The organism is Flavobacteriales bacterium (assembly GCA_016715895.1).
GTDB lineage: Bacteria > Bacteroidota > Bacteroidia > Flavobacteriales_F > PHOS-HE28 > PHOS-HE28.
The window spans coordinates 1,963,923-1,988,802 of record JADJXH010000004.1; the positions used below are offsets into that span (position 1 = coordinate 1,963,923).

Annotated in this window: 16 protein-coding genes and 1 other RNA gene; 9 read left to right on the top strand and 8 right to left on the bottom strand. The window is 65.0% G+C overall.

Annotated features, from left to right (window positions below; all coding sequences use genetic code 11):
* Window positions 1-56: 56 nt before the first annotated feature.
* Window positions 57-3,989 (top strand): T9SS type A sorting domain-containing protein, encoded by a 3,933-nt coding sequence (locus tag IPM49_17065; GenBank protein MBK9276234.1) that lies wholly within the window; start codon window positions 57-59, stop codon window positions 3,987-3,989.
* A gap of 371 nt (window positions 3,990-4,360) precedes the next feature.
* On the opposite strand, the gene IPM49_17070 is transcribed toward IPM49_17065, so the two are convergent.
* The 3 genes from IPM49_17070 to IPM49_17080 all read right to left on the bottom strand — a co-directional run bounded on the left by IPM49_17070 (window position 4,361) and on the right by IPM49_17080 (window position 8,400).
* On the bottom strand, window positions 4,361-5,815 hold the full coding sequence (locus tag IPM49_17070) for a glyceraldehyde-3-phosphate dehydrogenase (GenBank protein MBK9276235.1): 1,455 nt from the start codon (window positions 5,813-5,815) through the stop codon (window positions 4,361-4,363).
* Between the two features lie 68 nt (window positions 5,816-5,883).
* Entirely contained in the window at window positions 5,884-6,747 is an 864-nt protein-coding gene (locus tag IPM49_17075; protein ID MBK9276236.1) for an RNA polymerase sigma factor RpoD/SigA, read from the bottom strand.
* Between the two features lie 180 nt (window positions 6,748-6,927).
* Window positions 6,928-8,400 (bottom strand): Do family serine endopeptidase, encoded by a 1,473-nt coding sequence (locus tag IPM49_17080; protein MBK9276237.1) that lies wholly within the window; start codon window positions 8,398-8,400, stop codon window positions 6,928-6,930.
* A gap of 91 nt (window positions 8,401-8,491) precedes the next feature.
* Between IPM49_17080 and dapF the strand changes: the two genes are divergently transcribed.
* The 3 genes from dapF to IPM49_17095 all read left to right on the top strand — a co-directional run bounded on the left by dapF (window position 8,492) and on the right by IPM49_17095 (window position 11,833).
* Window positions 8,492-9,319 carry a diaminopimelate epimerase gene (gene dapF / locus IPM49_17085; protein ID MBK9276238.1) on the top strand — a complete coding sequence of 276 codons (828 nt, stop codon included), beginning with the start codon at window positions 8,492-8,494 and terminating at the stop codon, window positions 9,317-9,319.
* Entirely contained in the window at window positions 9,316-10,350 is a 1,035-nt protein-coding gene (mltG, locus tag IPM49_17090) for an endolytic transglycosylase MltG (protein ID MBK9276239.1), read from the top strand. The genes dapF and mltG overlap by 4 nt, the downstream gene beginning before the upstream one ends.
* A 76-nt stretch (window positions 10,351-10,426) precedes the next feature.
* Window positions 10,427-11,833, top strand: coding sequence for a phosphoglucomutase/phosphomannomutase family protein (locus tag IPM49_17095; protein ID MBK9276240.1), 1,407 nt, complete (start codon window positions 10,427-10,429; stop codon window positions 11,831-11,833).
* Between the two features lie 2 nt (window positions 11,834-11,835).
* Here IPM49_17095 and IPM49_17100 read toward each other — a convergent pair whose 3' ends face one another.
* Window positions 11,836-15,993 (bottom strand): FG-GAP repeat protein, encoded by a 4,158-nt coding sequence (locus IPM49_17100; GenBank protein MBK9276241.1) that lies wholly within the window; start codon window positions 15,991-15,993, stop codon window positions 11,836-11,838.
* A 156-nt stretch (window positions 15,994-16,149) separates the two neighbouring features.
* Between IPM49_17100 and IPM49_17105 the strand changes: the two genes are divergently transcribed.
* Window positions 16,150-16,998 (top strand): DUF2279 domain-containing protein, encoded by an 849-nt coding sequence (locus IPM49_17105; GenBank protein ID MBK9276242.1) that lies wholly within the window; start codon window positions 16,150-16,152, stop codon window positions 16,996-16,998.
* On the opposite strand, the gene IPM49_17110 is transcribed toward IPM49_17105, so the two are convergent.
* Window positions 16,989-17,561, bottom strand: coding sequence for an NUDIX hydrolase (locus tag IPM49_17110; GenBank protein ID MBK9276243.1), 573 nt, complete (start codon window positions 17,559-17,561; stop codon window positions 16,989-16,991). The two genes, IPM49_17105 and IPM49_17110, sit on opposite strands and share 10 nt — an antisense overlap.
* A gap of 57 nt (window positions 17,562-17,618) precedes the next feature.
* Here IPM49_17110 and IPM49_17115 point away from each other — a divergent pair, with 57 nt between their 5' ends.
* From IPM49_17115 to IPM49_17130, 4 genes are all read left to right on the top strand, one after another.
* A complete protein-coding gene (locus IPM49_17115) occupies window positions 17,619-18,203 on the top strand; it encodes a Smr/MutS family protein (protein ID MBK9276244.1) in 585 nt (194 codons plus the stop codon).
* 16 nt (window positions 18,204-18,219) lie between these two features.
* An RNA gene (gene rnpB / locus IPM49_17120) (RNase P RNA component class A) lies at window positions 18,220-18,636 on the top strand.
* Between the two features lie 104 nt (window positions 18,637-18,740).
* Window positions 18,741-19,475: a hypothetical protein gene (locus tag IPM49_17125; protein MBK9276245.1), complete on the top strand. Its 735-nt coding sequence runs from the start codon at window positions 18,741-18,743 to the stop codon at window positions 19,473-19,475.
* Between the two features lie 23 nt (window positions 19,476-19,498).
* Window positions 19,499-20,428: a hypothetical protein gene (locus IPM49_17130; protein MBK9276246.1), complete on the top strand. Its 930-nt coding sequence runs from the start codon at window positions 19,499-19,501 to the stop codon at window positions 20,426-20,428.
* Between the two features lie 17 nt (window positions 20,429-20,445).
* On the opposite strand, the gene trxB is transcribed toward IPM49_17130, so the two are convergent.
* The 3 genes from trxB to IPM49_17145 all read right to left on the bottom strand — a co-directional run bounded on the left by trxB (window position 20,446) and on the right by IPM49_17145 (window position 24,829).
* Window positions 20,446-21,393: a thioredoxin-disulfide reductase gene (trxB, locus tag IPM49_17135; protein ID MBK9276247.1), complete on the bottom strand. Its 948-nt coding sequence runs from the start codon at window positions 21,391-21,393 to the stop codon at window positions 20,446-20,448.
* 65 nt (window positions 21,394-21,458) lie between these two features.
* A complete protein-coding gene (locus IPM49_17140) occupies window positions 21,459-22,427 on the bottom strand; it encodes a DUF4249 domain-containing protein (GenBank protein MBK9276248.1) in 969 nt (322 codons plus the stop codon).
* Window positions 22,427-24,829 (bottom strand): TonB-dependent receptor, encoded by a 2,403-nt coding sequence (locus tag IPM49_17145; protein ID MBK9276249.1) that lies wholly within the window; start codon window positions 24,827-24,829, stop codon window positions 22,427-22,429. The genes IPM49_17140 and IPM49_17145 overlap by 1 nt, the downstream gene beginning before the upstream one ends.
* Window positions 24,830-24,880: the final 51 nt, after the last annotated feature.

Sequence of the window (24,880 nt, forward strand, 5' to 3'; positions counted from 1 at the left end):
TCTCTCAAACCAGAACCAGGAGCCGTTCCTTGTGGGGGGCGCTCCTCGCCTTGTCCTTGGGGACCGGCGCCACAGCGCAGCCGCTCGTGGACATCGGCCTCTTCCCGAACGCCAGTCCCAACACGTTGGAGGTAAGGGTCCGTCCGGATGCCTCCTTCAACCAGGTGGTGTCCTCGATCACGTTCACCATCCGGTGGAACGATGCGTCCGGCGCAAGCCTTGACGTGAATGCGCTCGCCCAGTTCTGCCCGGGGGGCTTCTTCATCACCCCCTCGGGTGATGGGCAGATCGTGGACGGCGGGTTCCGCTATTACACGTTCAACGCGTTCGGGTTCGCGCAGTTGAGCGCAGCCTGCTCTGGTCAGACGTGGTCGGCCAACACCGAGCGGGTGATCATGACGATACCGGTGATCAACAACACCGGGTGTGCCACGTTCAACATCGTGAACGACGGCTACACTCAGGCCAACAACAAGGACTACTTCATGTCCTTGAACGGTCTGGACGCCACCGATGCCATTTACAGTTCCGACTTCAACATCGGCAACTGCACGGCCGATTGTCTGGGGGTCATCGGCGGGTCAGCCCTTCCTGGGACGGCTTGCGATGACGGCCTCGCAACCACCGGCAACGACACGTGGGATGCCAACTGCGTCTGCGTAGGGCAACTGATCGACTGCGAAGGCACCCCGGGCGGCAGCGCCCTGCCGGGCACGGCCTGCGATGACGGTCTTGCCACCACCGGCAACGACACCTGGGATGCGAACTGCAGCTGCGTGGGTCAGCTGATCGACTGCGAAGGCACTCCGGGCGGCAGCGCCCTGCCGGGCACGGCCTGCGATGACGGTCTTGCCACCACCGGCAACGACACCTGGGATGCGAACTGCACCTGCGTGGGTCAGCTGATCGACTGCGAAGGCACCCCGGGCGGCAGCGCTCTTCCGGGCACGGCCTGCGATGACGGTCTTGCCACCACCGGCAACGATACCTACGATGCCAACTGCAACTGTGTCGGTCAGCTGATCGACTGCGAAGGCACCCCGGGCGGCAGCGCCCTGCCGGGCACGGCCTGCGATGACGGTCTTGCCACCACCGGCAACGACACCTGGGATGCGAACTGCACCTGCGTGGGTCAGCTGATCGACTGCGAGGGCACCCCGGGCGGCAGCGCCCTGCCGGGCACGGCCTGCGATGACGGCCTGGCCACCACCGGCAACGATACCTACGATGCCAACTGCAACTGTGTTGGCCAACTCATCGACTGCGAAGGCACCCCGGGCGGCAGCGCCCTGCCGGGCACGGCCTGCGATGATGGCCTTGCCACCACCGGCAACGACACCTGGGATGCGAACTGTACCTGCGTGGGCCTTCTGATCGACTGCGAAGGCACTCCGGGCGGTAGCGCCCTCCCCGGCACCGCCTGCGACGATGGCAACCCCAACAGCAGCAACGACACCTGGGATGCGAACTGCAACTGCAGCGGCACCCTGCCCAATGACTGCGAGGGCACTCCGGGCGGTCCTGCCCAACCGGGTACGCCCTGCGATGACGGCCTCGCCACCACCGGCAACGACCTGTGGGATGCCAACTGCGTATGCGTGGGTCAGCTGATCGACTGCGAAGGCACCCCGGGTGGCAGCGCCCTGCCGGGCACGGCCTGCGATGACGGCCTCGCCACCACCGGCAACGACACTTGGGATGCGAACTGCACCTGCGTGGGTCAGCTGATCGACTGCGAAGGCACCCCGGGCGGCAGCGCCCTCCCCGGCACAGCTTGCGACGATGGCAACCCCAACAGCAGCAACGACACCTGGGATGCGAACTGCAACTGCAGCGGCACCCTGCCCAATGACTGCGAAGGCACTCCGGGCGGTCCTGCCCAGCCGGGTACGCCCTGTGATGACGGCCTGGCCACCACGGGCAACGACCTGTGGGATGCGAACTGCGTGTGCGTGGGTCAGCTGATCGACTGCGAAGGCACCCCTGGCGGCAGCGCCCTGCCGGGCACCGCGTGCGATGATGGCCTCGCCACCACCGGCAACGACACCTGGGATACGAACTGCACCTGCGTGGGTCAGCTGATCGACTGCGAAGGCACTCCGGGCGGCAGCGCCCTCCCCGGCACCGCTTGCGACGATGGCAACCCCAACAGCAGCAACGACACCTGGGATGCGAACTGCAACTGCAGCGGCACTCTGGCCAATGACTGCGAGGGCACCCCGGGCGGTCCTGCCCAGCCGGGTACGCCTTGCGATGACGGCCTCGCCACCACCGGCAACGACACGTGGGATGCCAATTGCGTGTGCGTGGGCCAGCTGATCGACTGCGAAGGCACCCCGGGCGGCAGCGCCCTGCCGGGCACCGCCTGCGATGACGGCCTCGCCACCACCGGCAACGACACCTGGGATGCGAACTGCACCTGCGTGGGTCAGCTGATCGACTGCGAAGGCACCCCGGGCGGCAGCGCCCTGCCGGGTACCGCTTGCGACGATGGCAACCCCAACAGCAGCAATGACACCTGGGATGCGAACTGCAACTGCAGCGGCACTCTGGCCAATGACTGCGAAGGCACCCCGGGAGGCCCTGCCCAGCCGGGTACGCCCTGCGATGATGGCCAGGTCCAGACCGGCAACGACACCTGGGATGCCAATTGCAACTGCATCGGCCAGCTGATCGACTGCGAAGGCACCCCGGGCGGTAGCGCCCTGCCTGGCACGGCCTGCGACGACGGTGATGCCTGCACCACGGGTGATGTGTATGACGCGAACTGCAACTGCGCGGGTCTCTTCGCAGATGCGGACAACGACGGTACCTGCGACGCCAACGACGTGTGCCCGGGCAGCCCTGAGCCTGGTCAGAGCTGCGACGACGGTGATGCATGCACGACGAACGATGTGGTGGATGCGAACTGCAATTGCGCCGGCACCTTTGCCGATGATGACAATGATGGAACCTGCGATGCGGATGATGTGTGCCCGGGCAGCCCGGAGCCTGGTCAGTCCTGCGACGATGGCAATCCCTTCACCATCAACGATGTGGTGGATGCCAACTGCAACTGCGCGGGCACCCCGATCGGTAACTGCACCGAGATCCTCACGCTGGACATCACCCTGGACAACAACGGGGCGGAGACCACTTGGGAGGTGCGTGACCAGACCGGAACCACGGTGATCCTGTCCGGTGGTCCCTACCAGAACGGTCAGGCAGGCAGCATCGTCACCGAGACCCTCTGCCTCAACCAGCTCTGCTACCGTTTGGTGGTGAACGACGCCGGTGGCGATGGCATCAACGGTGGTGGTTATGTGCTGCGCGACGCCAACGGCCGCCGCATCGTGGACGCCAACGGTTCCTTCACGAGCACCAGCAGCGTGATCAACGAGTTCTGCCTGCCGCTGAGCGTGGCGCGCCTGATCAATGCCAGCTGCGACCGTACGAACCTGCTCTACAAGACGAGCACGCAGATCTACGCCAGCTTCTACCCGGGCGCCAGCGGCTACCAGTTCTGGATCTTCGATCCGCACGGCTCCTACAGCCGCCGCGTGTTCAGCTCCATCCAGAATCTGGTGCCGGCCAATCTGGTGACCAATCCGGTGCCTGCGGACCTCGACCTGAACGTGCGTGTGCGCGCTCTCGTGGGTGGCAACTACACTGAGTTCGGTCCGGCCTGCCGCTTCCGTCTCAACACCCCGGGTGGTGGCGGTCGTGAGGCCATCCTCTTCGACGAGGCCAGCAATGTGACCATGAGCCTGTACCCGAACCCGAACCGGGGTGAGGTGGTGAACGTGGCCTTCGACGGCATCGCCGCCGCCGAGCGGATGGACATCGACGTGATGGACATCTTCGGCAAGCGCGTGATGGCCGAGCAGATCGCTGCTCCGGGTGGTGCCTTCGTGCACACGATGGACATGGGACAGCTGGCTCCGGGTGTGTACATGGTGAACGTCCGCGTGGGCGATCGCTTCTACACCCAGCGCCTGGTCCGCCAGTAAGCTGAACGAACTTCATGGCGAAGGGCCGCTCCTCACGGGGCGGCCCTTCGTGCGTTCGGAGGTTCGTGCGGAGCGCGATGCGGTGCGCCCCGCTTACGTGATGAACGAAGTTCGATCGGCATTCGACCTACCGATGGCGCCGCTGCCGTGCAAGGCATCGGCCGTCCCCGGCCTGGGGTGCACAGGATCCGCGGGGACCGTGCTCAACAGGGCGAGCTGCACAGGTCGCTCCAAGGGCCGAACGGGCGGGCATGGAGCGCGGATCGCATGCGTGTGCCCGTATGCGGCCGCCTCAGCCCGGGCCCGGGCTCGCTGGAGGGGAAATAAAAAGCCCCGCGCACGGCGCGGGGCTTTTTCCTCGCGGGGAGGGTTCAGTAATAGATCAGTCTGCGCACCTTGGCCACATGCTTGGCCAGGCGGATCACCTGCTTGGTGTAACCGAATTCGTTGTCGTACCACGCGTAGAGCACGGCCGTGCGCCCGTCGGGACCGACGATCGTGGCATTGCTGTCGAACACACTGCAGCAGGTGTCTCCGATGATGTCACTGCTCACCAGTTCGGGGTCGATCTGGTAGTGGATCTGGTTCACCAGTTCTCCGTTCAGGGCGGCATGGCGCACCATCTCGTTCACCTCGTCCCGGGTCACCGCCTTCTTCAGGCTCAGGCTCATGATGGCCAGTGATCCATTGGGCGTCGGCACACGCACCGCGTTGGCGGTGAGCTTGTCCTTCAGGCTGGGAATGGCCTTCGTGACCGCACTGCCGGCACCGGTGCTGGTGATCACCATGTTGATGGCCGCACTGCGACCGCGGCGCGGCTTCTTATGGTAGTTGTCCAGGAGGTTCTGGTCGTTCGTGTAGGCATGCACCGTCTCGATGTGGCCCTTTTCGATGCCGATCCCGTCCTCGATCACCTTCAGCACCGGGCAGATGGCATTGGTGGTGCAGCTTGCCGCGCTGAACAGTTGTTCATTCTCGATGTCCAGCTCCTTGTGATTGATGCCGTACACGATGTTCGGCATCTCCTTGCCGGGTGCGGTAAGGATCACCTTGTTCACGCCCTTGGCCTTCAAATGCCGGGCGAGATCGGCGCGCTTCGTAAAGGCGCCCGTATTGTCAATGATCAGGGCGTTGTTGATCCCGTGGGCCGTGTAGTCCACATCCTCCGGGCTGTTGGCCGCGATGAGCTGCACGCGCTGGCCATTGATGATCAGGCACTTGTTCTCCAGGTCCTCCACAACACTACCCTTGAAGGCGCCATGAACGCTGTCATTGCGCAGGAGTGCCGCACGTTTCACGATCTCCTCGTCGGTGAGGGAGCGGGTGACGATGGCCCGTAGGCGCAGTTGCTGGCCTTTCCCTGCCTGCTTCACCAGCTCCCGGGCGGCGATGCGCCCGATGCGGCCGAATCCATACAGCACCACATCCCGGGGTTCGAACTTGTGCTTGTCGGCACCGATGAAGCCGCTGAGCGTGGTCTTGAGGAAGGCATAGAGGTCCTTGCCGCCGCTCTGGCCGTACTCCCAGGTGAGCTTGCCGATGTCGATCTTGCTGGGCGCGAGGTCCATGGTGAGCAGGGCCCTTGCGACCTCCGAGGTGGTGAAGACATCGATCGGCTTCTGCACCACGTCCTTGGCGTAGTTGAAGAGATTCAGCACCTCGCTGATGTTGGTGTCGAGCAGGTGATTGCGGAAGAACACGAGCTCCACACCGCGGCCGTACATGAGCTGGCCAACGGAATTCTCCAGGTCGACGGCCGCCTTCTCGCGGTCCACAAAATCCTTCAGGCCGGTCTCGTATCCGGTCCTGGCTTCCAGGGTCTGCATGGATGGGTGATGAGGGTTGGTCCGATGGTGTGAAAGGACGCGCCCCGCCAAGGGCGGGGCGCGAAGGTTCAGCCGAGGTAGGCCTTGAGCAGTTTGCTCCTGCTGGTATGCCGCAATCGCCGGATCGCTTTCTCCTTGATCTGACGCACGCGCTCACGGGTGAGGTCGAACTTGGCGCCGATCTCCTCCAGTGTGAGACCGTGGTTGATGCCGATCCCGAAGAAAAGCTTCACCACATCACGCTCCCGCTCGGTGAGGGTGCTCAAGGCCCGCTCGATCTCCTTGCTGAGGGATTCGTTCAGGAGCAGCCTGTCGGCCGGGGCGCTGTCATTGTTGGGGAGCACATCCAGCAGGCTGTTGCTCTCGCCTTCCACAAAGGGGGCGTCCATGCTGATGTGGCGGCCGCTCACTTTCATGGTGTCGGCCACCTTCTCGGGGGGAAGGTCCAACAGAGCGGCCAGCTCGTCCGCGCTGGGCGGGCGCTCATACTCCTGCTCCAGCTTGGCGAAGGCCTTGTTGATCTTGTTCAGGGAACCCACCTGATTGAGCGGCAGGCGCACGATGCGGCTCTGTTCGGCCAGCGCCTGCAGAATGCTCTGGCGGATCCACCACACGGCGTAGCTGATGAACTTGAAGCCCCGTGTCTCGTCGAAACGCTGGGCCGCCTTGATCAGGCCGAGGTTGCCCTCGTTGATCAGGTCGGGAAGGCTGAGGCCCTGGTTCTGGTACTGCTTGGCCACGGATACCACGAAGCGCAGATTGGCCTTCACCAGCTTCTCCAATGCACGGGTGTCCCCTTCCTTGATCCGGCGGGCCAGCTCCACCTCCTGGTCCGCGGTGATCAACCCTTCCTTGCCGATCTCCTGCAGGTACTTGTCAAGCGATTGGCTTTCCCGGTTGGTGATCGACTTGGTGATCTTGAGCTGACGCATCCTGCTGGTCACGGTGCGGAGGGTGTTAGAGGTTGGTGGTCAGGGACTTCAGAAGTGGTCGGTCCACTGGACCCCACCACGGGTGTGGCGCGAAGGTAAGGCCCCACCTCCCTACGGGACAAGCTGCCCGTTCCATGGGTCGTCGGCAGGGTCCCTACAACCTTCTGGGCCCCAACTCCTTCAAACCCCCAGGCCATAGTAGGCACGCGTGCCGTTGGGGTACACGCCCTCGATCAGGACCCCGCCGCGTTTGTTGGAGAGCGCGCGTTCGATGTCATCCGGCTTGCTGATCGGCTGGTCGTCCACGCGTGTGATGATGAACCCCTCCCGGATGCCGCTGCTGCGCAGGCGACCGGTGTCCACCGAGACCACCTTCACCCCGTTCTTCAGTTTGAGGGCGCGCAGTTCCTCGGGCGTTGCCGCGGACAACTGCGCCCCAAGGACCTCGCTCAGTTCGCGTTTGGCGGGTGTTGCCGCAAGCGTGCCTGAACCATCGCGGCCGCGCAGCGTAAGGTCGACCACACGCTCCCGGTTGTCGCGCAGCACGGTCACCGTCACCTGGTCACCCGGGCGGAATTTGCCCACCTGCTCCTGGAGCTGCGGCACATTGTTCACCTCGATGTTGCCCACCTTGAGGATCACATCGCCCTCCTTGAGGCCTGCCGACTGGGCGGCACCACCCTCGGTGAGCCCGTTCACGTAAACGCCTCGGATCCGGTCCATGCGGGCCTCTTCCGCGAGCGACTGATCCATGTTCCGGATGCTTACCCCCAAATAGGCGCGCTGGACACTGCCATACTCCAGCAGGTCGCTGGTGACCTTGCGCACGATGTTGGCCGGTACGGCGAAGGAATACCCGGCATACTGGCCGGTGGTGCTGGCGATCGCCGTGTTGATGCCGATCAGCTGGCCCTGGGTGTTCACCAAAGCGCCACCGCTGTTCCCGGGGTTCACCGCAGCGTCGGTCTGGATGAAGCTTTCGATCGGGAAGATGTCGCGGCCCGGATCGTACTGAAGCAGGTTGATGTTCCTGGCCTTGGCGCTCACGATGCCGGCCGTCACGGTGCTCGTCAGGTTCATCGGGTTGCCAACGGCGAGGACCCATTCCCCCACCTTCACCTCGTCGGAGTTCCCGAAGGCCAGTGTGGGCAGGTCGGTGGCGTCGACCTTCAGGAGGGCGATGTCCGTGCTCGGGTCGCGCCCGATCACGCGTGCCGGGAGCGATCGGTTGTCGTTCAGGTGTACGGAGATCTTGTCCGCACCTTCCACCACGTGGTTGTTCGTCACGATGTACCCGTCGTCGGCGATGATGACCCCGCTGCCGACGCCCTCTCGGGGCTGCGGCTGGCTGGGCCTGTAGCCCCAGAAGAAATCCTGGAACGGGTCCCGGTAGCGCACCATCGTCTCGGTGGTGACGTGCACCACCGCGTTCACGGAGACCTCGGCGGCAGGCACCAGGTCCACCGGGGCGGCGCCCGGGTTCAGAGTGGGCATGCTCACCGGCAGAGCGGCCGTGTTCACGCTCCTCATCGGTGGGCCATCGGACTTGAGCGTCGGACGGAGCAACAGGTCATACCCGCTCATCGCCAGGATCCCACCGGCGAGGGCGGCCAGGAAGTAGGAGAAGGTGCGTTTCATGGTGTTCGGTGGCATATCAAGTGGCATGCCGCGCTGTACGAAACAACGTTGCTGTCAGGCCCGTGCGCGGCGCTCCAGCGTTAAAAAGTGTTGATCGTGGAAGGGCATGAGCGCTGCGGCGCCGGCGGACGGGCCGCATCTTTGCGCCATGGCCGGTGGATGGAGCTTCAGCAAGTGGGAGGGTACGGGCAACGATTTCATCGTGGTCGATGACCGCAGGAAGGAATTCCCGGACCATGACGTGGCCATGGTCAGGCGCTGGTGTGACCGCCATTTCGGCATCGGCTCCGATGGGTTGATCCTGATCAGACCGGCGACCGCTGATGGCATGGCGTTCCACATGGAGTTCCTGAACCCGGACGGCAGCCGGAGTTTCTGCGGGAACGGAAGCCGCGCCGCGTTCGGGTCCTGGTCGGAACTCACCGGGGATCGTTCCTCCGTCCGCTTCACGGCCATCGACGGTCCACATCATGCCGGCTGGTCCGGCCATGGTGTTCGCGTGGGCATGTGCGACGTTGGCAGGGTGGACCGGCTCGACGAACGCATGGACCGGGTCCATACCGGATCGCCGCACCTGATCGTCTGGGTGGATGATCCCGAAGCGGTGGATCTGATCCCCGAGGCGCGGGCCATCCGGTACGCCCCGGAACATGCCCGAGCAGGGATCAACGTGAACTTCGTGAGGTGGGCCGGGGGCGGATTGGAGATGCGGACCTATGAACGTGGCGTGGAGGCCGAGACCTTGAGCTGCGGCACCGGGGTGACGGCGGCCGCGCTATCGGCCATGTCGCGTGGACTGGTGGACGGCCGCTGCGAGGTGGTCACGCGGGGCGGGCGGCTGATCGTCGAGGCGGCGCCGGCCGGTCCAGGGTTCAAGGATGTGCATCTCAGCGGCCCGGTCGGCCATGTGTTCTCTGGGACCATGAGGCGATGAAGCGTTGGCGCATCGTAGTGGTCGTGGTGACCGTCCTGCTTGTGCTCGCCGGGGCGCTGGGCTACCGCACCTGGCGAACGGTCTTCGGTCCCGGTCCCGCGTTCGCTCCCGCGGAGCGGGTGCTGCTCATCCCCACGGGCGCCACGTTCGATCAGGTGGTGGACAGCCTCAAGGGCGCGGGCATGGTGGCCGATGAGGCGGCGCTGCGCTGGCTGGCCAGGCGGAAGAACTATGTCTCCCGTGTGAAGCCCGGGCGCTACGTGATCCCGAGCGGGACCAGCCTGAACGCCTTGTTGAACAGGCTGCGCAGTGGTGAGCAGGACCCCGTTCGGGTGACGTTCACGAACATCCGCACCTTGCCCCAGTTGGCCGGGCAGGTGGCGAGGTATGTGGAGGCGGATTCGATGGCCATGCTCGACGCCATGACCGATCCCGGGCTGATCGCGCGTGCCGGCCTGCGGCCCGAGACCATGATCGGGCTGTTCCTGCCGAACACGTACGAGGTGTGGTGGACGGAGCTGCCGGAGGCGTTCATCACGCGGATGGAACGGGAGCACCGACGGTTCTGGAACGAGGACCGCAGGTCGAAGGCCGCGCTCATCGGGCTGAGCCCGATGGAGGTGAGCACGTTGGCGAGCATCGTGCAGGCCGAGACCGCAAGACGGGATGAGGCGCCGATGATCGCCGGTGTATACCTGAACCGGCTGCGGATCGGCATGCCTCTGCAGGCGGACCCCACGTTGAAGTTCGCGCTGGGACTGGACAGCGTGAACAGGGTGCTCGATGCCGACAAACGTGTTGATTCCCCCTACAACACGTACACGCACACGGGCCTGCCTCCCGGGCCAATCAACATGCCCGAGCCGGGCTACATCGACGCGGTGCTGAACGCCAGCAAACACGACCACCTGTACTTCTGTGCACGGGAAACGCTGGACGGATACAGCAACTTCGCACGCACCTATGAACAACACCTGGTGAACGCACGTCGCTACCAGCGGGCCCTGAACGCCCGGGGGATCTACCGTTGATCTGTTGATACACGCCTCCCGCCCGGGGCAGCGGACCGTCGGCGCCTCCTACTTTCGCCCCTTCAAGAACAAGTCGATGACGAAGATCAAGTTCGGGACCGATGGCTGGCGTGCCATCATCGCCGAGGAGTTCACCGTGGACAATGTGGCCCGTGTGAGCCTGGCCACCGGGAACTGGGTGAAGCAGCGGTTCCCGGACGCGCCATCGATCGTGGTGGGGCACGATTGCCGGTTCGCCGGCGAGCTCTTCGCCGAGACGGCCGCGAAGGTCTTCGTGTCGATGGGCATCAAGGTGCATCTGGCGCGTGGCTTTGTAAGCACGCCGATGGTCTCGTTGGGCGCCTTCCGGCTCAAGGCCAGCATGGGGGTGATCCTCACCGCCAGCCACAACCCGCCGAGCTACAATGGCTACAAGCTCAAGGGGCACTACGGAGGGCCGCTGATCCCCGAGCACGTGCAGGAGATCGAGGACATCATCCCGACCACACACGGTATCGACCTCGCCGCGATCGACCTGAAGAAGGCCGAGGCGGAGGGCCTGCTGGCCATCGTGGACCTGGAGACGATGTACGTGGAGCATGTGGAGCGGAACTTCGACCTTGACGCCATCCGGAACAGTGGGCTGCGCCTGGGCTACGATGCCATGTACGGCGCCGGTCAGAACGTGATCCGGAGGATCCTGCCCGGGACCACCCTGCTGCACTGCGAACACGACCCGTCGTTCAAGGGTCAGGCACCGGAGCCCATCCACAAGAACCTGAAGGAGTTCAGCGACCTGATCGGGAAGGGTGGCATCGATTGTGGTCTGGCCACCGACGGTGATGCCGACCGCATCGGGCTGTACAACAGCAGGGGTGAATTCGTGGACAGCCACCACATCATCCTGCTGCTGATCCACTACCTGGTGAAGTACAAGCAGTTCCAAGGGAAGGTGGTGGTGGCCGTGAGCACCACCCCGAAGGTGGAGAAGATGTGCCGCCACTACGGCCTGGAGTACCAGGTGGTCAAGATCGGCTTCAAGTGGATCTGCGGCATCATGATCGAGGGGGACGTGTTGCTGGGGGGGGAGGAGAGCGGTGGCATCGCCATCAAGGGTCACATCCCCGAGCGCGACGGGATCTGGATGGGGCTCACCATCTGGGAGTTCATGGCCAGGAGCGGCAAGACGCTGGAGGAACTGATCCAGGAGGTGTACGCCATCGTGGGGCCCTTCAGCTACGACCGCAACGACCTTCACATCAGCGAGGCGCTCAAGCAGGAGGTGCTGCGGAAGTGCGCCAGCGGGGCCTTCACGAAGTTCGGTGACCTTGAGGTGCGGCGGCTGGAGACGATCGATGGGTGGAAGTACCACTTCGATCGCGACCAGTGGCTCATGATCCGGGCCAGCGGCACCGAACCGGTGCTGCGCACATACGCCGAGAGCGATTCCCTCGGGAACGCACGCGCGATCCTGGAGGCCTGCAGGACCACGATCGGCGCCTGAGCTTATTCCTTGACGATGGTGGTGCGGTCGATGACCGCGCCGGAGGCATCGTGCAGCGTGAGCACGTATACACCCGGAGGAAGCGACCCGATGTGGAGGTCCTCGGTCCGCTCCTCGGCAGGGACCCTGCTTTTCAGGAGGGGTCTGCCGGCCGGATCGAGCAGTTCAAGCCAGGCGGCAGGTGTGGTCCAGACCACATGCAGGAGATCGGTCGCGGGCTTGGGCGCCACCACCATCGTCTGGGCGATGCGGTGCCGGTCGATCGTGATGACGGGCCCCGTGCTGAGGCTGCCATCCAGGTCCTCGACGACCAGTCGGTAATAGCTCAATCCCGCAGGAGGCTCGTTGTCTGTGAACGCGTACTCCACCAGATCCTGACTTTCCCCCACGGCCGCCACGCTGCCTATGGGTGCGAGCGCGTCCGGATCGGATCCGCGCTCGATGAGGAACCGTGCCGTGCCATGCTCGGTGGCGGTGTTCCACACCAGCTGGTTGCTGCGTTCCTCGGGCCAGCCGCTGAAATGCACGAGCTCCACGGGCAGGACGCCAATGTCTCCCATCCCTGATGCATAGCCATAGAACCAGCGGCTGAACCGCTGGCCATCGAAAAGCTTGGCCTGTTCGTATTCCACCCGCACCCTCCACTTGTAGCGCAGGTACCCCGCTGTCTTGTAGATCAGCTCCTTGATCTCCGTTCCGCCCACGCCCATGTCCGTCCATCCGGCGCTCTGACCGGTGCTGCCCAGGCTGTTGGTGATCGGGGCGCCACTGAAGGGCTGCCCCTCGAAAACGACCTCCCAGTGCAGGCGTCCATCGGTCCGGTGCATCGGACTGCGCGCGCGATGCCCGATCCCGAAGAAATCCGGCACCCCGAAATCCATGCAATTGGTGGCCAGGGGGGAGACCAGGTCGGCCATGTACTGGCGCGAATACCGGTCGAGCGAATAACCCCGGTTGCCGCGGTGCCATTGCCAGCGTCCTTCATTGGCGAACGTGGGCGAAGCGAAGGGAGCCCCGGCGATGATCTCGGAGTATCCATCGCCATCCGCATCCCCTCCACCGCTGACCGCGCTGCCGAACTGCTCACCGGCCACGTTGGACTCGATGATGTCGATCAGGGCCGGGTTGATGCCGGCGGGCGTGCCTTGATAGACGTACACGGCACCTTCATCGGCCTGCGCCACGGCGCTCTCGTACCCAGGGCTGCCCACGACGATGTCGGCATATCCGTTGCCATTGATGTCCCCCGCTTCCGCGACGCTGGCGCCCATGAAGCCGTTGGCGATGTTGCGCTGAAGGGTGGTGTTGGGCACTGCTCCGATGCCCCCGGCCGAGCCGTGGAACACGAACGCGGCCCCCTCGTCGGTCTGGCCCGATTCCCAGCGGTCCGCGCCGACGACGACATCGAAGAAGCCATCACCGTTGATGTCGCCGCCACCGGCGACGCTGACGCCGAAACGGGCCCCGGCCTGGTCCACTTCGAGGCGGCGCGCGAACGGGAGCACCACACCGGTGGCCGATCCGTGGTAGACGAACGCAGCCCCTTCTCCGGCTTGGCCGTTGCCGAGGTCACGGGCTCCGATGATGATGTCCGAGAACCCGTCCCCGTTCACATCGCCGGCCGTGCACACCGAATGGCCGAACCGGTTCGCGGCCGGAGGTTCGCTGAGCACGACGTGCGGAGCGGTCGGAATGCCGGTCGGAGCCCCCAGGTACACGTAGGTCTGCGACGTGCCGGGTGCACCGACCAGGACATCGGCATAGCCGTCGGTGTTGATGTCGCCCGCCGCGCTGACGCTGAACCCGAACTCCGATCCCGCTGTGCCGATGAGGGTGGTGGCGGGTGCCGTACCGAGCCCACCGGGGCCACCATGGTGGATGTACGCGCGACCTGCCCCGCTGGAGAGCGGTGCGCCGATGATGACGTCTGCGTAACCGTCACCGTTCACATCACCCGCGGTGCATACGCTGGCGCCGAACCGCGCACCGCCGACGTTGGCCTCCAGGGTGGCCGTGGGGGCTCCGGGAAGGCCCGCGGGCCCGCCGGTCCGGAACTCCACCAGCCCTTCGCCCGCCTGACCGTTGCTGGCATCGGGGATCCCGACAAGGGCGTCGGCGTAACCGTCCCCATTGACATCGCCCGCGTTGCCCACGGCGGCGCCCATCGAAGCCCCGGCCGCTCCTCCGGTGCCCGTGGTCGTAGGGGCCAGGCGCATGGAGTAGGGGCCGCCCATGTACACTGCCGCCCCGCCCCCGAACCCGTACTTGAACGCGCCGACGACGAAGTCCGAGAATCCATCACCATTCAGATCACCTGCCGTCGACACGCACTCGCCCATGAACGCGCCGGGCGTGTTCAACTCGTAGTTGAAGATCGCCGGGGTGGTGATCCCCGCTGAGGATCCGAAGTACAGCCGTACCTGGCCTTCCTGGCTTTGGGGATTCGCGAAGTAGGGGATGCCGACCAGCAGGTCGCCGTAGCCGTCGCCGTTCACATCGCCTGCCGTGCTCACCCAGCGCCCCATCCAGGCGTTGTTCTGATTGCTTTTGAGGGCGATGGCGGCCGTGCTGCTCAGGCCCGAAGCACTGCCATGGAAGACGCGGACCACCCCTTCGCCGGTCTGCACGCCGATCTGGTCGCGGTAGGCACCGATGGCCACGTCGCTGTAGCCATCGCCGTTCACGTCACCGGCACAGGCCACGCTCCAGCCGAAGTTGTTGTCGTTCACCGTGGGTGTGCCGAACAGGGTGAGGACAGGAGCGGGGTTGAACGCGGCGCCCAGCGCATTGGGGCCGCCATGGTAGATGAACGCTGCACCCTGGTCGAATCCGGGCGCGACGCTCCACTGTGAGGCGCCAATGATCACATCGCTGTAGCCATCGCCATTGATGTCGCCGGCGGAGGCGAGGCTGCGTCCGAAGTGTGCGCCGCCCTGGTTGCGCTCCAGCCGGTGCGTGGGAGCGGTGTTCAGCCCGGCGGCGCTACCGAGGAAGACGAACACACTGCCCTCCTGGAACGAGGGGTAGGCGCTGAGATAGGCGCCGACGCCGACATCGCTGTACCCGTCATTGTTGATGTCGCCGAGGCAGGCCACGTTCGCGCCGAAGTTGTCGCTGGCATGATTCGTCTGGAGGGTCACATCCGGCACGGTGGAGACCCCGCCTGCGGAACCGTAGAACACGAAGGCCGCTCCCTCGGTGAGCTCGTTGACCACATCGTCCTCCCAGGACCTTGCGCCCACGATCAGGTCGCTGAACCCGTCGCCGTTGACATCACCGGCCGTGCTTGCGGAGCAGCCGAACTGGGCCCCCTGCTGGTCCACCTCCAACACCACGCTCGGTGCGGCCACGATCCCGGTATTGGACCCGTAGTGCACGTAGACCACCCCTTCGTTCGTCTGGCCGTTGTTGGCCAACGGAGCGCCGATGACAAGGTCGCTGTATCCATCGCCGTTCAGATCGCCCGCCGTGGCCACGGCGGTCCCGTAGTCGGCCCCGGTGACCGGCGAGGACAGCACCAGGGCCGGGCTGGAGCTTACCGGATCGATGGTGATCGGATATTCGGCGAGGGCATCCTCCACCGTGATGGTGATCCGGGCACCGGCCGCATGATCTACGGCAAGTCTGGCGGGGAGTTCGACGCCACGCGCATCCCAACAACGAAGGTCCCTGTAGCTGAGGCGGTGGACGCCACGATGGTCAAGGAACTGGACCTCGCCACGATCCACCGCCACCGGGATCAGATCGCCACTGGTTCCCAGATCTACGACCAGTGGCCCATTCCCGGCGGGACGCGCTGCCAGGAGGAAATTCTGACGAAGCCCTTCCTGCGAGCCGATGTACTGGACGGTGAGGGTGCCCTGTTGCCAACGGAGATCGCCATCGTGATCGCGCACGGCGGAAGGACGCCAAGGCCGGGTCCGGTCCGTTCGTCCGATGGAGCGGACCTGCAGCGATTGCTGCCAGGAGCCGTCCGCGGCTGCCAAGGAGAAGCCGGCCGCCTCCACCCGTCCGGACATACCGTGGTCCGCCAATTCGCTTGCCCAAATGGAGTGCAGGCCTTTGCGGGTCAGTCCATGCGCGTGCTGAAGGTCCGCTGCGGGCCCTGTGAGGCCCACGGCCGAAAGAACGGCGGCCATGATGGAGCGGGAGAGCCTCACGCAAAGAGGGGGGTGTAACTGGCAAAGTTACTGGAAATGAGGCCCGTTGGCAAGGTGTGCGGCACGCGCTGGATACCTTTGGGTCCCATGTTCCGGAGGGGGTCAGGCCGCGCGGCAGGCGAGCGACACGGTATCCGTTCAACGGGGCTTCTGGCCGTGTTGTTCGTGTTCGGCCACGCTTCGGCCCAGACCGCGGCATCCGATCCGGGTGTGCACCGGGGCCGGCTCGCCGCCGTGTCCGGCGCCGGTGTTGCGGTGATGGCCGGAAGCCTGATCGGCTTGAACGAGGCTTGGTACGCGCAGTACGAACGCAGCAGGTTCCATGGGTTCAACGATGGCGCCGAATGGTTGCAGATGGACAAGGCCGGCCATGTGTTCAGCAGCTACTGGATCGGGCGGTGGGGGCAGGGGCTGATGCGTGCGTCGGGTGTTCCGCAGCGGCAGGCGGCGTGGGTGGGTGCCGGCACGTCGCTGGTCTTCCTCACCGGGGTCGAGGTGCTGGACGGGTTCAGCGCGGGCTGGGGGTTCAGCGGTTGGGACATGCTGGCGAATGCGGCGGGAGCCGGCCTGTTCCTCGGTCAGGAGCTGGCCTGGGGACAGCAGCGCATCAAGGTCAAGTACAGCGTGTGGCCGGGTCCGTACGCGGCGCAACGACCGGACCTGCTGGGCACGTCCTTCGCCGAGCAGGTACTGAAGGACTACAACGCGCAGACCATCTGGCTCACGCTGTCCGCCGGAGCCGTGCGCGGAAGGGCGAGCGCATGGGACTGGCTCGGACTGGCGCTGGGCCATGGAGGCGACGGCATGCTCACCGCCGAAGCGGAACCCGGGGATGGGCGGTTCAGGCAGGTGCTTCTGGCCGTGGACGTGGACCTGGAACGGATCCCCGTGCGCGGGAAGGCGTGGCGGACGGTCCTGTTCATGCTGAACTGCATCAAGCTGCCGTCGCCGGCCATCGAGTGGCGGAGCGATGGCCGGGTGATGCTGCACGGCCTCTATTTCTGAGCGAGGGCGCCGGCGCCGCCTTGGAGCAGCATCACCTGCACCTTCAGCACGGCGGCCACTGTGAGGCTGTCGGTCACCTCGCCGTCCATCACCATGCGGAAGAGCTCGGCGAACGGCACCTTGCGCAGGGCGAGCTCCTCGTCGTGGTCGGGCTGCGGGGGGTGGAAGCTCAGGTCCCGGGCCAGGTAGATGATCGCATGCTCGTCGCTGGCCGAGTTGCTCAGGTCCATGCGGAGCAGTTCGGTCCATCGTTCGGCCACGATGCCGGCCTCTTCGCGGAGCTCGCGTTGGGCGCTGACCAGTGGAGGGATGTCGCGCCGGCCACCACCCTCGGGGATCTCCCAACTGTACGCCTGCACCGGGTAGCGGTACTGCCCCACGATCCAGGTGTTGAGCTCCTCATCGAGCGGTATGATACCGATCGCCAGGTTCTTGAAGTGGACCACGCCATAGATGCCTTCACGGCCTCCAGGGTCGATCACGTCGTGGTGACTGACCGCGATCCAAGGGGTCTCGTAGCGCAGTTCCTCGTGCAGGGTGGTCCAGGGTCCTCGTTGCTTCATGGCCGCAGGGCGTGACGGCCAAGATACCCGCCCCGGTGCTCCATGTACCTTTGCCGCATGAGCGTGGTGCTGCGGGCCGGTGACCGGGTGTCCTTCCTCGATGAGGCGGGCGGTGGCACCGTGCTGCGCGTGCTGCCTCGTGAGCGGGTGGTGGTGCGCACCCACGACGGGTTCGAGCTGGAGTACCCTGTGCGGGCATTGGTCCCCCGGGTGATCGACGAGCACGAGCACCGGGTGACGGACCACCAGGCCGGGATGATCGCGGCCAATGACGTGATGGAGGAGCGCCGTCGCCGGAGGACCGCAGGCCGTGACCTGAGGCCGGGCAAGACCCCGAAGCGGCCGGAGGACAGCAGCGTGGCCGAGGTGGACCTGCACCTGCACGAGCTGGTGGAGGATGAGACGCGGCTGAGCGATGAGGAGAAGCTGAGCTTTCAACTGGCTTACTTCGAACGTGCCCTTGAAGGGGCCATTCGCGATGGCAAGCGGAAGCTCATCGTGATCCACGGAGTGGGTGAAGGGGTGCTGCGCGAAGAGGTGCGCCGCATCCTGCAGTACTACGACACGGTGCAGTTCTACGACGCCGATCCACGGCGTTATGGATCGGGGGCCACCGAAGTGGTGATCCACCGTCGTCGGTGAACGTGTTCGTTGACATCCTGTGCATCGCTTCGTCGCTGCCCGCCGCAAGGCGGGGAGAGGAAAGTCCGGGCAGCGCAGGGCACCGTGCTTCCTAACGGGAAGGGGGCGTGGCGGGAACGCCACGTTCACGGAAAGTGCCACAGAAAGGGAGACCGCCGAACCGCAGCGATGCGGTGGCAAGGATGAAAAGGTGGGGTAAGAGCCCACCAGTTCCGGTGGTGACATCGGAAGCTTGGTAAACCCCACGGGCTGAAAGACCAAATAGGCCGGGGTCCGGCCGGGCCACCCTGCAAGGGGCCCCGGTCGGTAAGGGCGGCCCGTCCGATCCCGGCGGGTAGGTCGATGGAGGTCCATCGCGAGGTGGACCCTGGATAGATGACGAGGGCCCCGCTCCGGTGGGGAACAGAACCCGGCTTACAGATGCACAGGCCTTCTTCCGAAGGGCCTTCACGCCATGCCGTTGCGGTGTGTGCGTGGGGCCCTTCGTCGTGTCCGGATGCGGCACGGCGCTTGCCATCACCGGTCTACCTTTGACCCATGTGGCGAACGACCCGTGCCTGCGCCCTGCTGTTCGTGAGCGCATTCGCGGCCATCGTCGCCCAGGTGTCCGCCCAGGAGGAGGTCACCGTGCGCGGCCGCGTCGTGGCCCAGGGTCATCAAGGCAGCTATTACGACCTGATGGTGGTGAACAAGCGCACCCGGACGGGCAGTTTCGGCAATGCGGACGGCACCTTCATCACCCGGATGCTGCGCACGGACACCCTGCTGGTGGGGCTGGGGGGATATGTCACCAAACCGTTCACCGTGCGCGACAGCGTACCCAAGGCGGCGTATGATGTGGTGATCGCGCTGTCGCCATGGACCATCGTGCTGCCCGAGGCCAGCGTGCTGAGCGAGAGGACGCTCAAGCAGATCCAGCAGGACATCGCCAGGCTGGGCTACAAGGAATCGGACTATCGGGTGAGCTCCGTGGACGCGCTGCAGAGCCCCATCACCTTCCTGTATCAGGAGTTCAGCCGGCGTGAACGCAGCAAACGCGAGGTGGCGCGCCTTCAGAACGAGGACCGCAAGCGCGAGCTCCTGAAGGAACTGCTGCACAAGTACGTCGAGTACGACATCATCAACCTGAGCAACGACAGCTTCGATGACTTCATCGACTTCTGCGCGGTGCCCGATGAGGTGATGCAGGGGCTCAGTCAGTACGAGTTCCTGGTCTATGTGAGGAAGAAGTACGAGCTGTACACCAGCCTGGGGCCCACCCGGAGGTATTGACCGAGCCCATGACCGCGCGATGGATGGTCCGCACGATCGCGACGGTCCTCGCTCCGCTGCTTCCCGCTGCACCTGACCTGAAGGCCCAGCCTGACAGCCTGCCATCCGGGATCCTGTTGGACGAGGCGGTCGTGGTGGCGCAACGGGAGGGTTTCGATGTGACGGCCTTCATCGCCCGGGTACGTTCGGACACCACGTACCAGGACGCGTTCCTCAACCTGCGCCGGCATCCGCACCGAACGGAAGGGGAGCTGCGTGTGTACGATCCGCATGCCGGTGAACGGGCCGGGTTCTTCCGCGTGGCCCACCTGGTGCGTGAAGGGGGGATGGCCACCCAGGTGATCGACAGTGTGCGCGAGCAAGGTCGTTTGCGAAAAGCGGACGGGGACCATCGCTACCTCACGGCCCGCATGTTCCAGAACTTGTTCTTTCCCGATGGACCCCGCCCCGTGCCCGAGACCGTTGCGGAGGTGGACGAGGCCCGAGCGGACGGTTCACGCTTCGAGCGGTATCGCGCGGACCTCAAGGCCTTCATGTTCAACCCGGGGGAAGGGTTGGACGTGCCGGTCGTGGGGGACAAGCTGGCGCTGTTCGATCCGGGGATGGCTCGGCACTACACCATGAGCATCTGGAGCGGGGAGCGCAACGGGCACGATTGCTGGGTGTTCAGTGCGGACGCGCTGGCGGACATCCCCCGGAACGCGGTGGTGATCCGCACGATGGACACCTGGTTCGACAAGGGCACCGGGCAGGTGATCGCCCGCGAATACCACCTGGCGCACACGGGCTTGCTGCTGAGCTTCGACATCACGATGGTGGTGGACCTTGCCGTGACCCATGGGCTGCTGGTGCCCACGCATGTGAAGTACGACGGGGACTGGGACCTGCCTCTGAAGCGGCGGGAGCGGGTGCGCTTTTTTCTGCGCGCCTCGGAGTGGCGGGCGTGGTGGTAGCCCGGGCGACCCTTGGGTCAATGACGGCCCTGTGCCGCCAGCCAGCGCTCGGCGTCCAATGCAGCCATGCACCCGGTGCCCGCACTGGTGACGGCCTGGCGGTACACCTTGTCCGCCGCATCCCCGGCCACGAACACGCCCGGGACCTTGGTGCTGGTGCGGTCGGGGTCGTGCTTCAGGTAGCCCGCCTCGTCCATGTCCAGCCAGCCCTTGAAGATCTCCGTGGCCGGCTTGTGGCCGATCGCCACGAAGAGGCCCGTGACATCCAGCCGGCGCTCGTCGCCGGTCTTGTTGTTGACCGCCAGGATGCCATCGACGGCGTGTTCACCGAGCACGTCCTTGACCTCGGTGTTGAAGAGCACCTCGATGTTGGGGGTGTTCTCCACCCGATGCACCATGGCCTTGGAGGCGCGGAACTTGTCGCTTCGCACCAGCATGTACACCTTGGGGCAGAGCTTGGCGAGGTAGGTGGCCTCCTCCGCTGCGGTGTCCCCGGCACCCACCAGGGCCACGGTCTGACCACGGTAGAAGAAGCCGTCGCACACCGCGCAGGCGGTGACCCCTCCACCCATGTCGCGCAGCCGAAGCTCGTTGGGCAGCCCGAGCCATTTGGCGCTTGCTCCCGTGCTGATGATCACCGTGTCGGCGTGCACCTCCTCCTTGTCATCCACCCACACCTTGTGCACCGGGCCGGAAAAGTCCACCTTGGTGACCCATCCGTTCCGGATGCGGGTGTCGAACCGGAGCGCCTGCTGTTTGAGGTCCTCCATCATATCGGGTCCGGTGCGTCCCTTGGGATAGCCCGGATAGTTGTCCACCTCGGTGGTCTGGGTGAGCTGGCCTCCGGGCAGGGGGCCTTCGATCACCAGCGGCTTGAGGTCGGCGCGGGCGGCGTAGATGGCGGCACTGTAACCGGCGGGGCCCGATCCGATGATCAGGCACTTGACGTGTTCGGGGGTGGACATGGGGAGGAAAGGGGCGCAAAGCTATGCGCCCGGATCGGGCGGCCGGGTGATGCGCATCACGGGGCTCAGGGAATGCAGACCAGCGTATCGAGGTTGGCGTGCAGGCCTGCCCAGACGCCGAGACCGCCCTCGATGTTGCTGCGCACGTTGGCCGGCTGGTTGAAGAGGTCGCCCTGCGTGGCCACATTGCTCTCATAGCTCCGATAGAAGTCGTAGCTCGCTTGGTCCAAAGAGATGAGCTTCACGGCCACGGTGTCGCCCCGTTTGAAGGTGCTGCCACGGTCCTCGGGATCGGAGAAGCTGCTGCTGCCGCGTGAGATGATGAATTCGATGGCCTGACCGTTGAAGTACTGATCGTTGCTGGTGCTGCCCAGGGGGGCGGCGAAGGTGGCGTCCAACGCGGCTCCGTCATCGCCGGTATTGAGCCGGCGCGTCATGACCCGATAGAAGTTGTTCGGGGAAGGCGGGTCGATGCTTCGGGCCCACAGGAAGCCGGTGCTGTCGTCGCCATCGCTGCCATCCTGGTCGACGAGGCGGAACCAGAGGGAGTCCAGCGGCACTGCGGGCACGATGGTGGTGGTGCTGGTGAGGGTCTTGCCCTCCGCCTCGACGCGGAGATCGTACACCCCGCCCTCCTCACCGTAGATGGCCGTGTTGGCGGTGGAATACAGGCAGATGTCGATGTTGGCCAGCAGTTGGGGGTCCAGGCCGGTGGCCTCGGCCGCCAGCAGGATCTGATCCTCGGTGAGGATGGACGAACAGATCATGTCGAGCGTATCCGCGACCAGCCCGTTGCTGACGATCACCGTGGCGTTCTTCACGAAGATCGAGGCGAACGAGCTCAGGTCCGTCGGGTCGAAAAAGCTCTGGGTGCGGGTGAGGATGATGATGGGCGGTTCGCCGGGTTCGATGGTGCCCTCCACCACCAGGCGGGGCTCCGTCTCGGGCACGTCCACGGTGATCTCCTTCTCGCAGGCGCTGAGCAGGAGCACAAGGGCTGCGGGCAGCAGGAAGGGCAGGGTGCGGTTCTTCATCAGAACTTGAAGTTCCAGGTGATGGAAGGAAGGATGCTGAACAGGCTCACCTGCTTGGCCACCACCTGCAGGCTGCCGTCCGCCACGTTGCCCTCGTTGTCGAAATAGATGAAGTAGGGATTGGCGCGGTTGTACACGTTGTACACGGCCAGGGTCCAGCTGCTGCGCCAGCGGCGTGTGCGGTAGGTGACCTCCCCGGTGGACCGGTCCTTCACCTTCCGCTGTTCCTTGTTGTTGAGGGTGATGGCCAGGTCCAGGCGGTGGTAGGGGGCCATGCGGAACCCGTTGCGCTCGGTGTATTCGCTCACCAGGTTGCCTTCCACGAAATAGCGGTTCACCGGCAGTGTGGCGGCCTGGCCGGTGGCGTACACGAAGGTGCCTGCGAAGTTCCAACGCTTGTTCAGCTCGTACACGGCCACCACGCTCAGGTCATGCCGGCGGTCCCACCGACTGGGGAACTCGCGCCCTTCGTTGATGTCGGGGAAGATCCGCATGGTCTTGCTCCAGGTGTAGCCCACCCAGCCGTTGAGCTTTCCGGTGGACTTCTTGACGAAGAGCTCCGCGCCATAGCTGTAGCCATCCCCGAAGACGAGCTGGGTGTAGTAGTTGGTGTTGCCGTTGGCCTGGGGTTCGGCACCTTCGGCGTACTCGACCAGGTTGCGCATGTCCTTGTAGTACACCTCCACGCTCGTCTCGATCATGTTGTCGAGGAAGTTGCGGAAGTAGCCGGCGGCGTACTGCGTGCCGATCAGGGGCTTCACCTCCCGGCTGGCGGGGATCCACACATCGGTGGGCAGGGCGATGCTGCTGAAGCTGGCCAGGTGCACATACTGCTGGCCGCGATTGAAGCTGGCCTTCACGCTGCTGCGCTCGTTGATGCGGTAACGGGCGCTGAGCCTCGGTTCCAGGGCGAAGTAGCTGCCCACGGTCTCCCCACCGGAAAAGGAACGGGTGCCCGTGCGCTCGCCCTGCTCGTCCAGCACGAACTCATCGAAGGGGCCCACATGGGCGAAGCCCGTGAACCGCAGTCCGGCATTGATGCGGATCTCGTCCGTGAGGTCGAACTCGTCCTGCACGTAGACCGCACCCTCGTGGGCGATGAGCAGGCTGGGCGCCAGGATGTCGAAATCGGTGCTGCCGCTGCGGGCCTCCACCGTGCTGGGGGTGTAGGTGTGGTGGATGTACTGCCCGCCGTACTTGAGGGTGTGGCGCACACTGGCGTAGTGGCTCAGGTCCATCTTGAGCCCCACGTCCTTGATGCCACTGAAGAGCGAGAAGGCGAAGAACTCCTGGTCGGCCTTGAACTCGAAGCGGTAATCGCTGAAGGTGGCGGTGGTGTTCAGGAAGAGCTTCGGCCCGAAGACGTGGTTCCACCGTGCGCTCACCGTGGCGTTGCCCCAGGGGATGCGGAAGGTGGGCGCGTCCGGGTCGCTGTTGGCGAAGGTGAACACGTCGCGGCCGAAGTAGCCGCTGAGGTACAACCGGTCCTTGTCGCTCAACCGGTAGTTCACCTTGGCGTTCACGTCATAGAAGTAGTATCCCGACCCACCGAAGGCCGAGCTGTCCGGGATGAAGGGCTTGGTGATGACGTCGATGTAGGTGCGGCGGCCGCTCAGCAGGAAGCTCGCGCGCTCCTTCACGATGGGGCCTTCCACGGTGAGGCGCGAACTGATGAGGCCGATGCCGCCCTGGGCGTGGAAGGACTTGTCGTTGCCCTCCTTCATGCTGATGTCGAGCACCGAGCTGATGCGCCCGCCGTACATGGCCGGGATGCCACCCTTGATGAGCTCGATGTTCTTCACGGCATCGGCGTTGAACACGCTGAAGAACCCGAACAGGTGACTGGCGTTGTACACCGTGGCCTCGTCCAGGAGGATCAGGTTCTGGTCCGGTCCGCCGCCGCGCACATAGAACCCCGCGTTGCCCTCGCCGTTGCTTTTCACGCCCGGCAGGTATTGCAAGGTCTTCAGCAGGTCCACCTCGCCGAGCAGCGCCGGGAGCAGTTTAACCTGCTGCACGTCCAGTTCGGCGCGGCCCATGTCGGTGCTTTCCGTGTTCTTGCGGGCATCCTTGCCGGTGATGGTCACCTCCTGGGCGATGATGGCGTCCGGCTGCAGCTCGATGTTGAGGACCTGGTCGGCCTTCAGTTCCACCGTGATGGACCGTTCGCCGTAGCCCAGATAGCTGGTGTTCACCGTGTAGGTCCCGGGTTCCAGGGTCAGCGAATAGTACCCGTACGCGTTGGTGGCGGTCCCTTTCTTGATCGCCGGCAGGTAGACACCGGCGCCGATCAGGGCCTCACCGCTGGCCGCGTCCTTCACGTAGCCGCTCAGGGTATGCCGTTCCTGGGCGGACAGGAGACAGGTGCAGAGGAATGCCGGGAGGAGAGCGGAAAGGCGCATGCGAAGGCCGGCAAAAGTAGCCGTGCACGGGGAGGACAACGCTCGGGATCC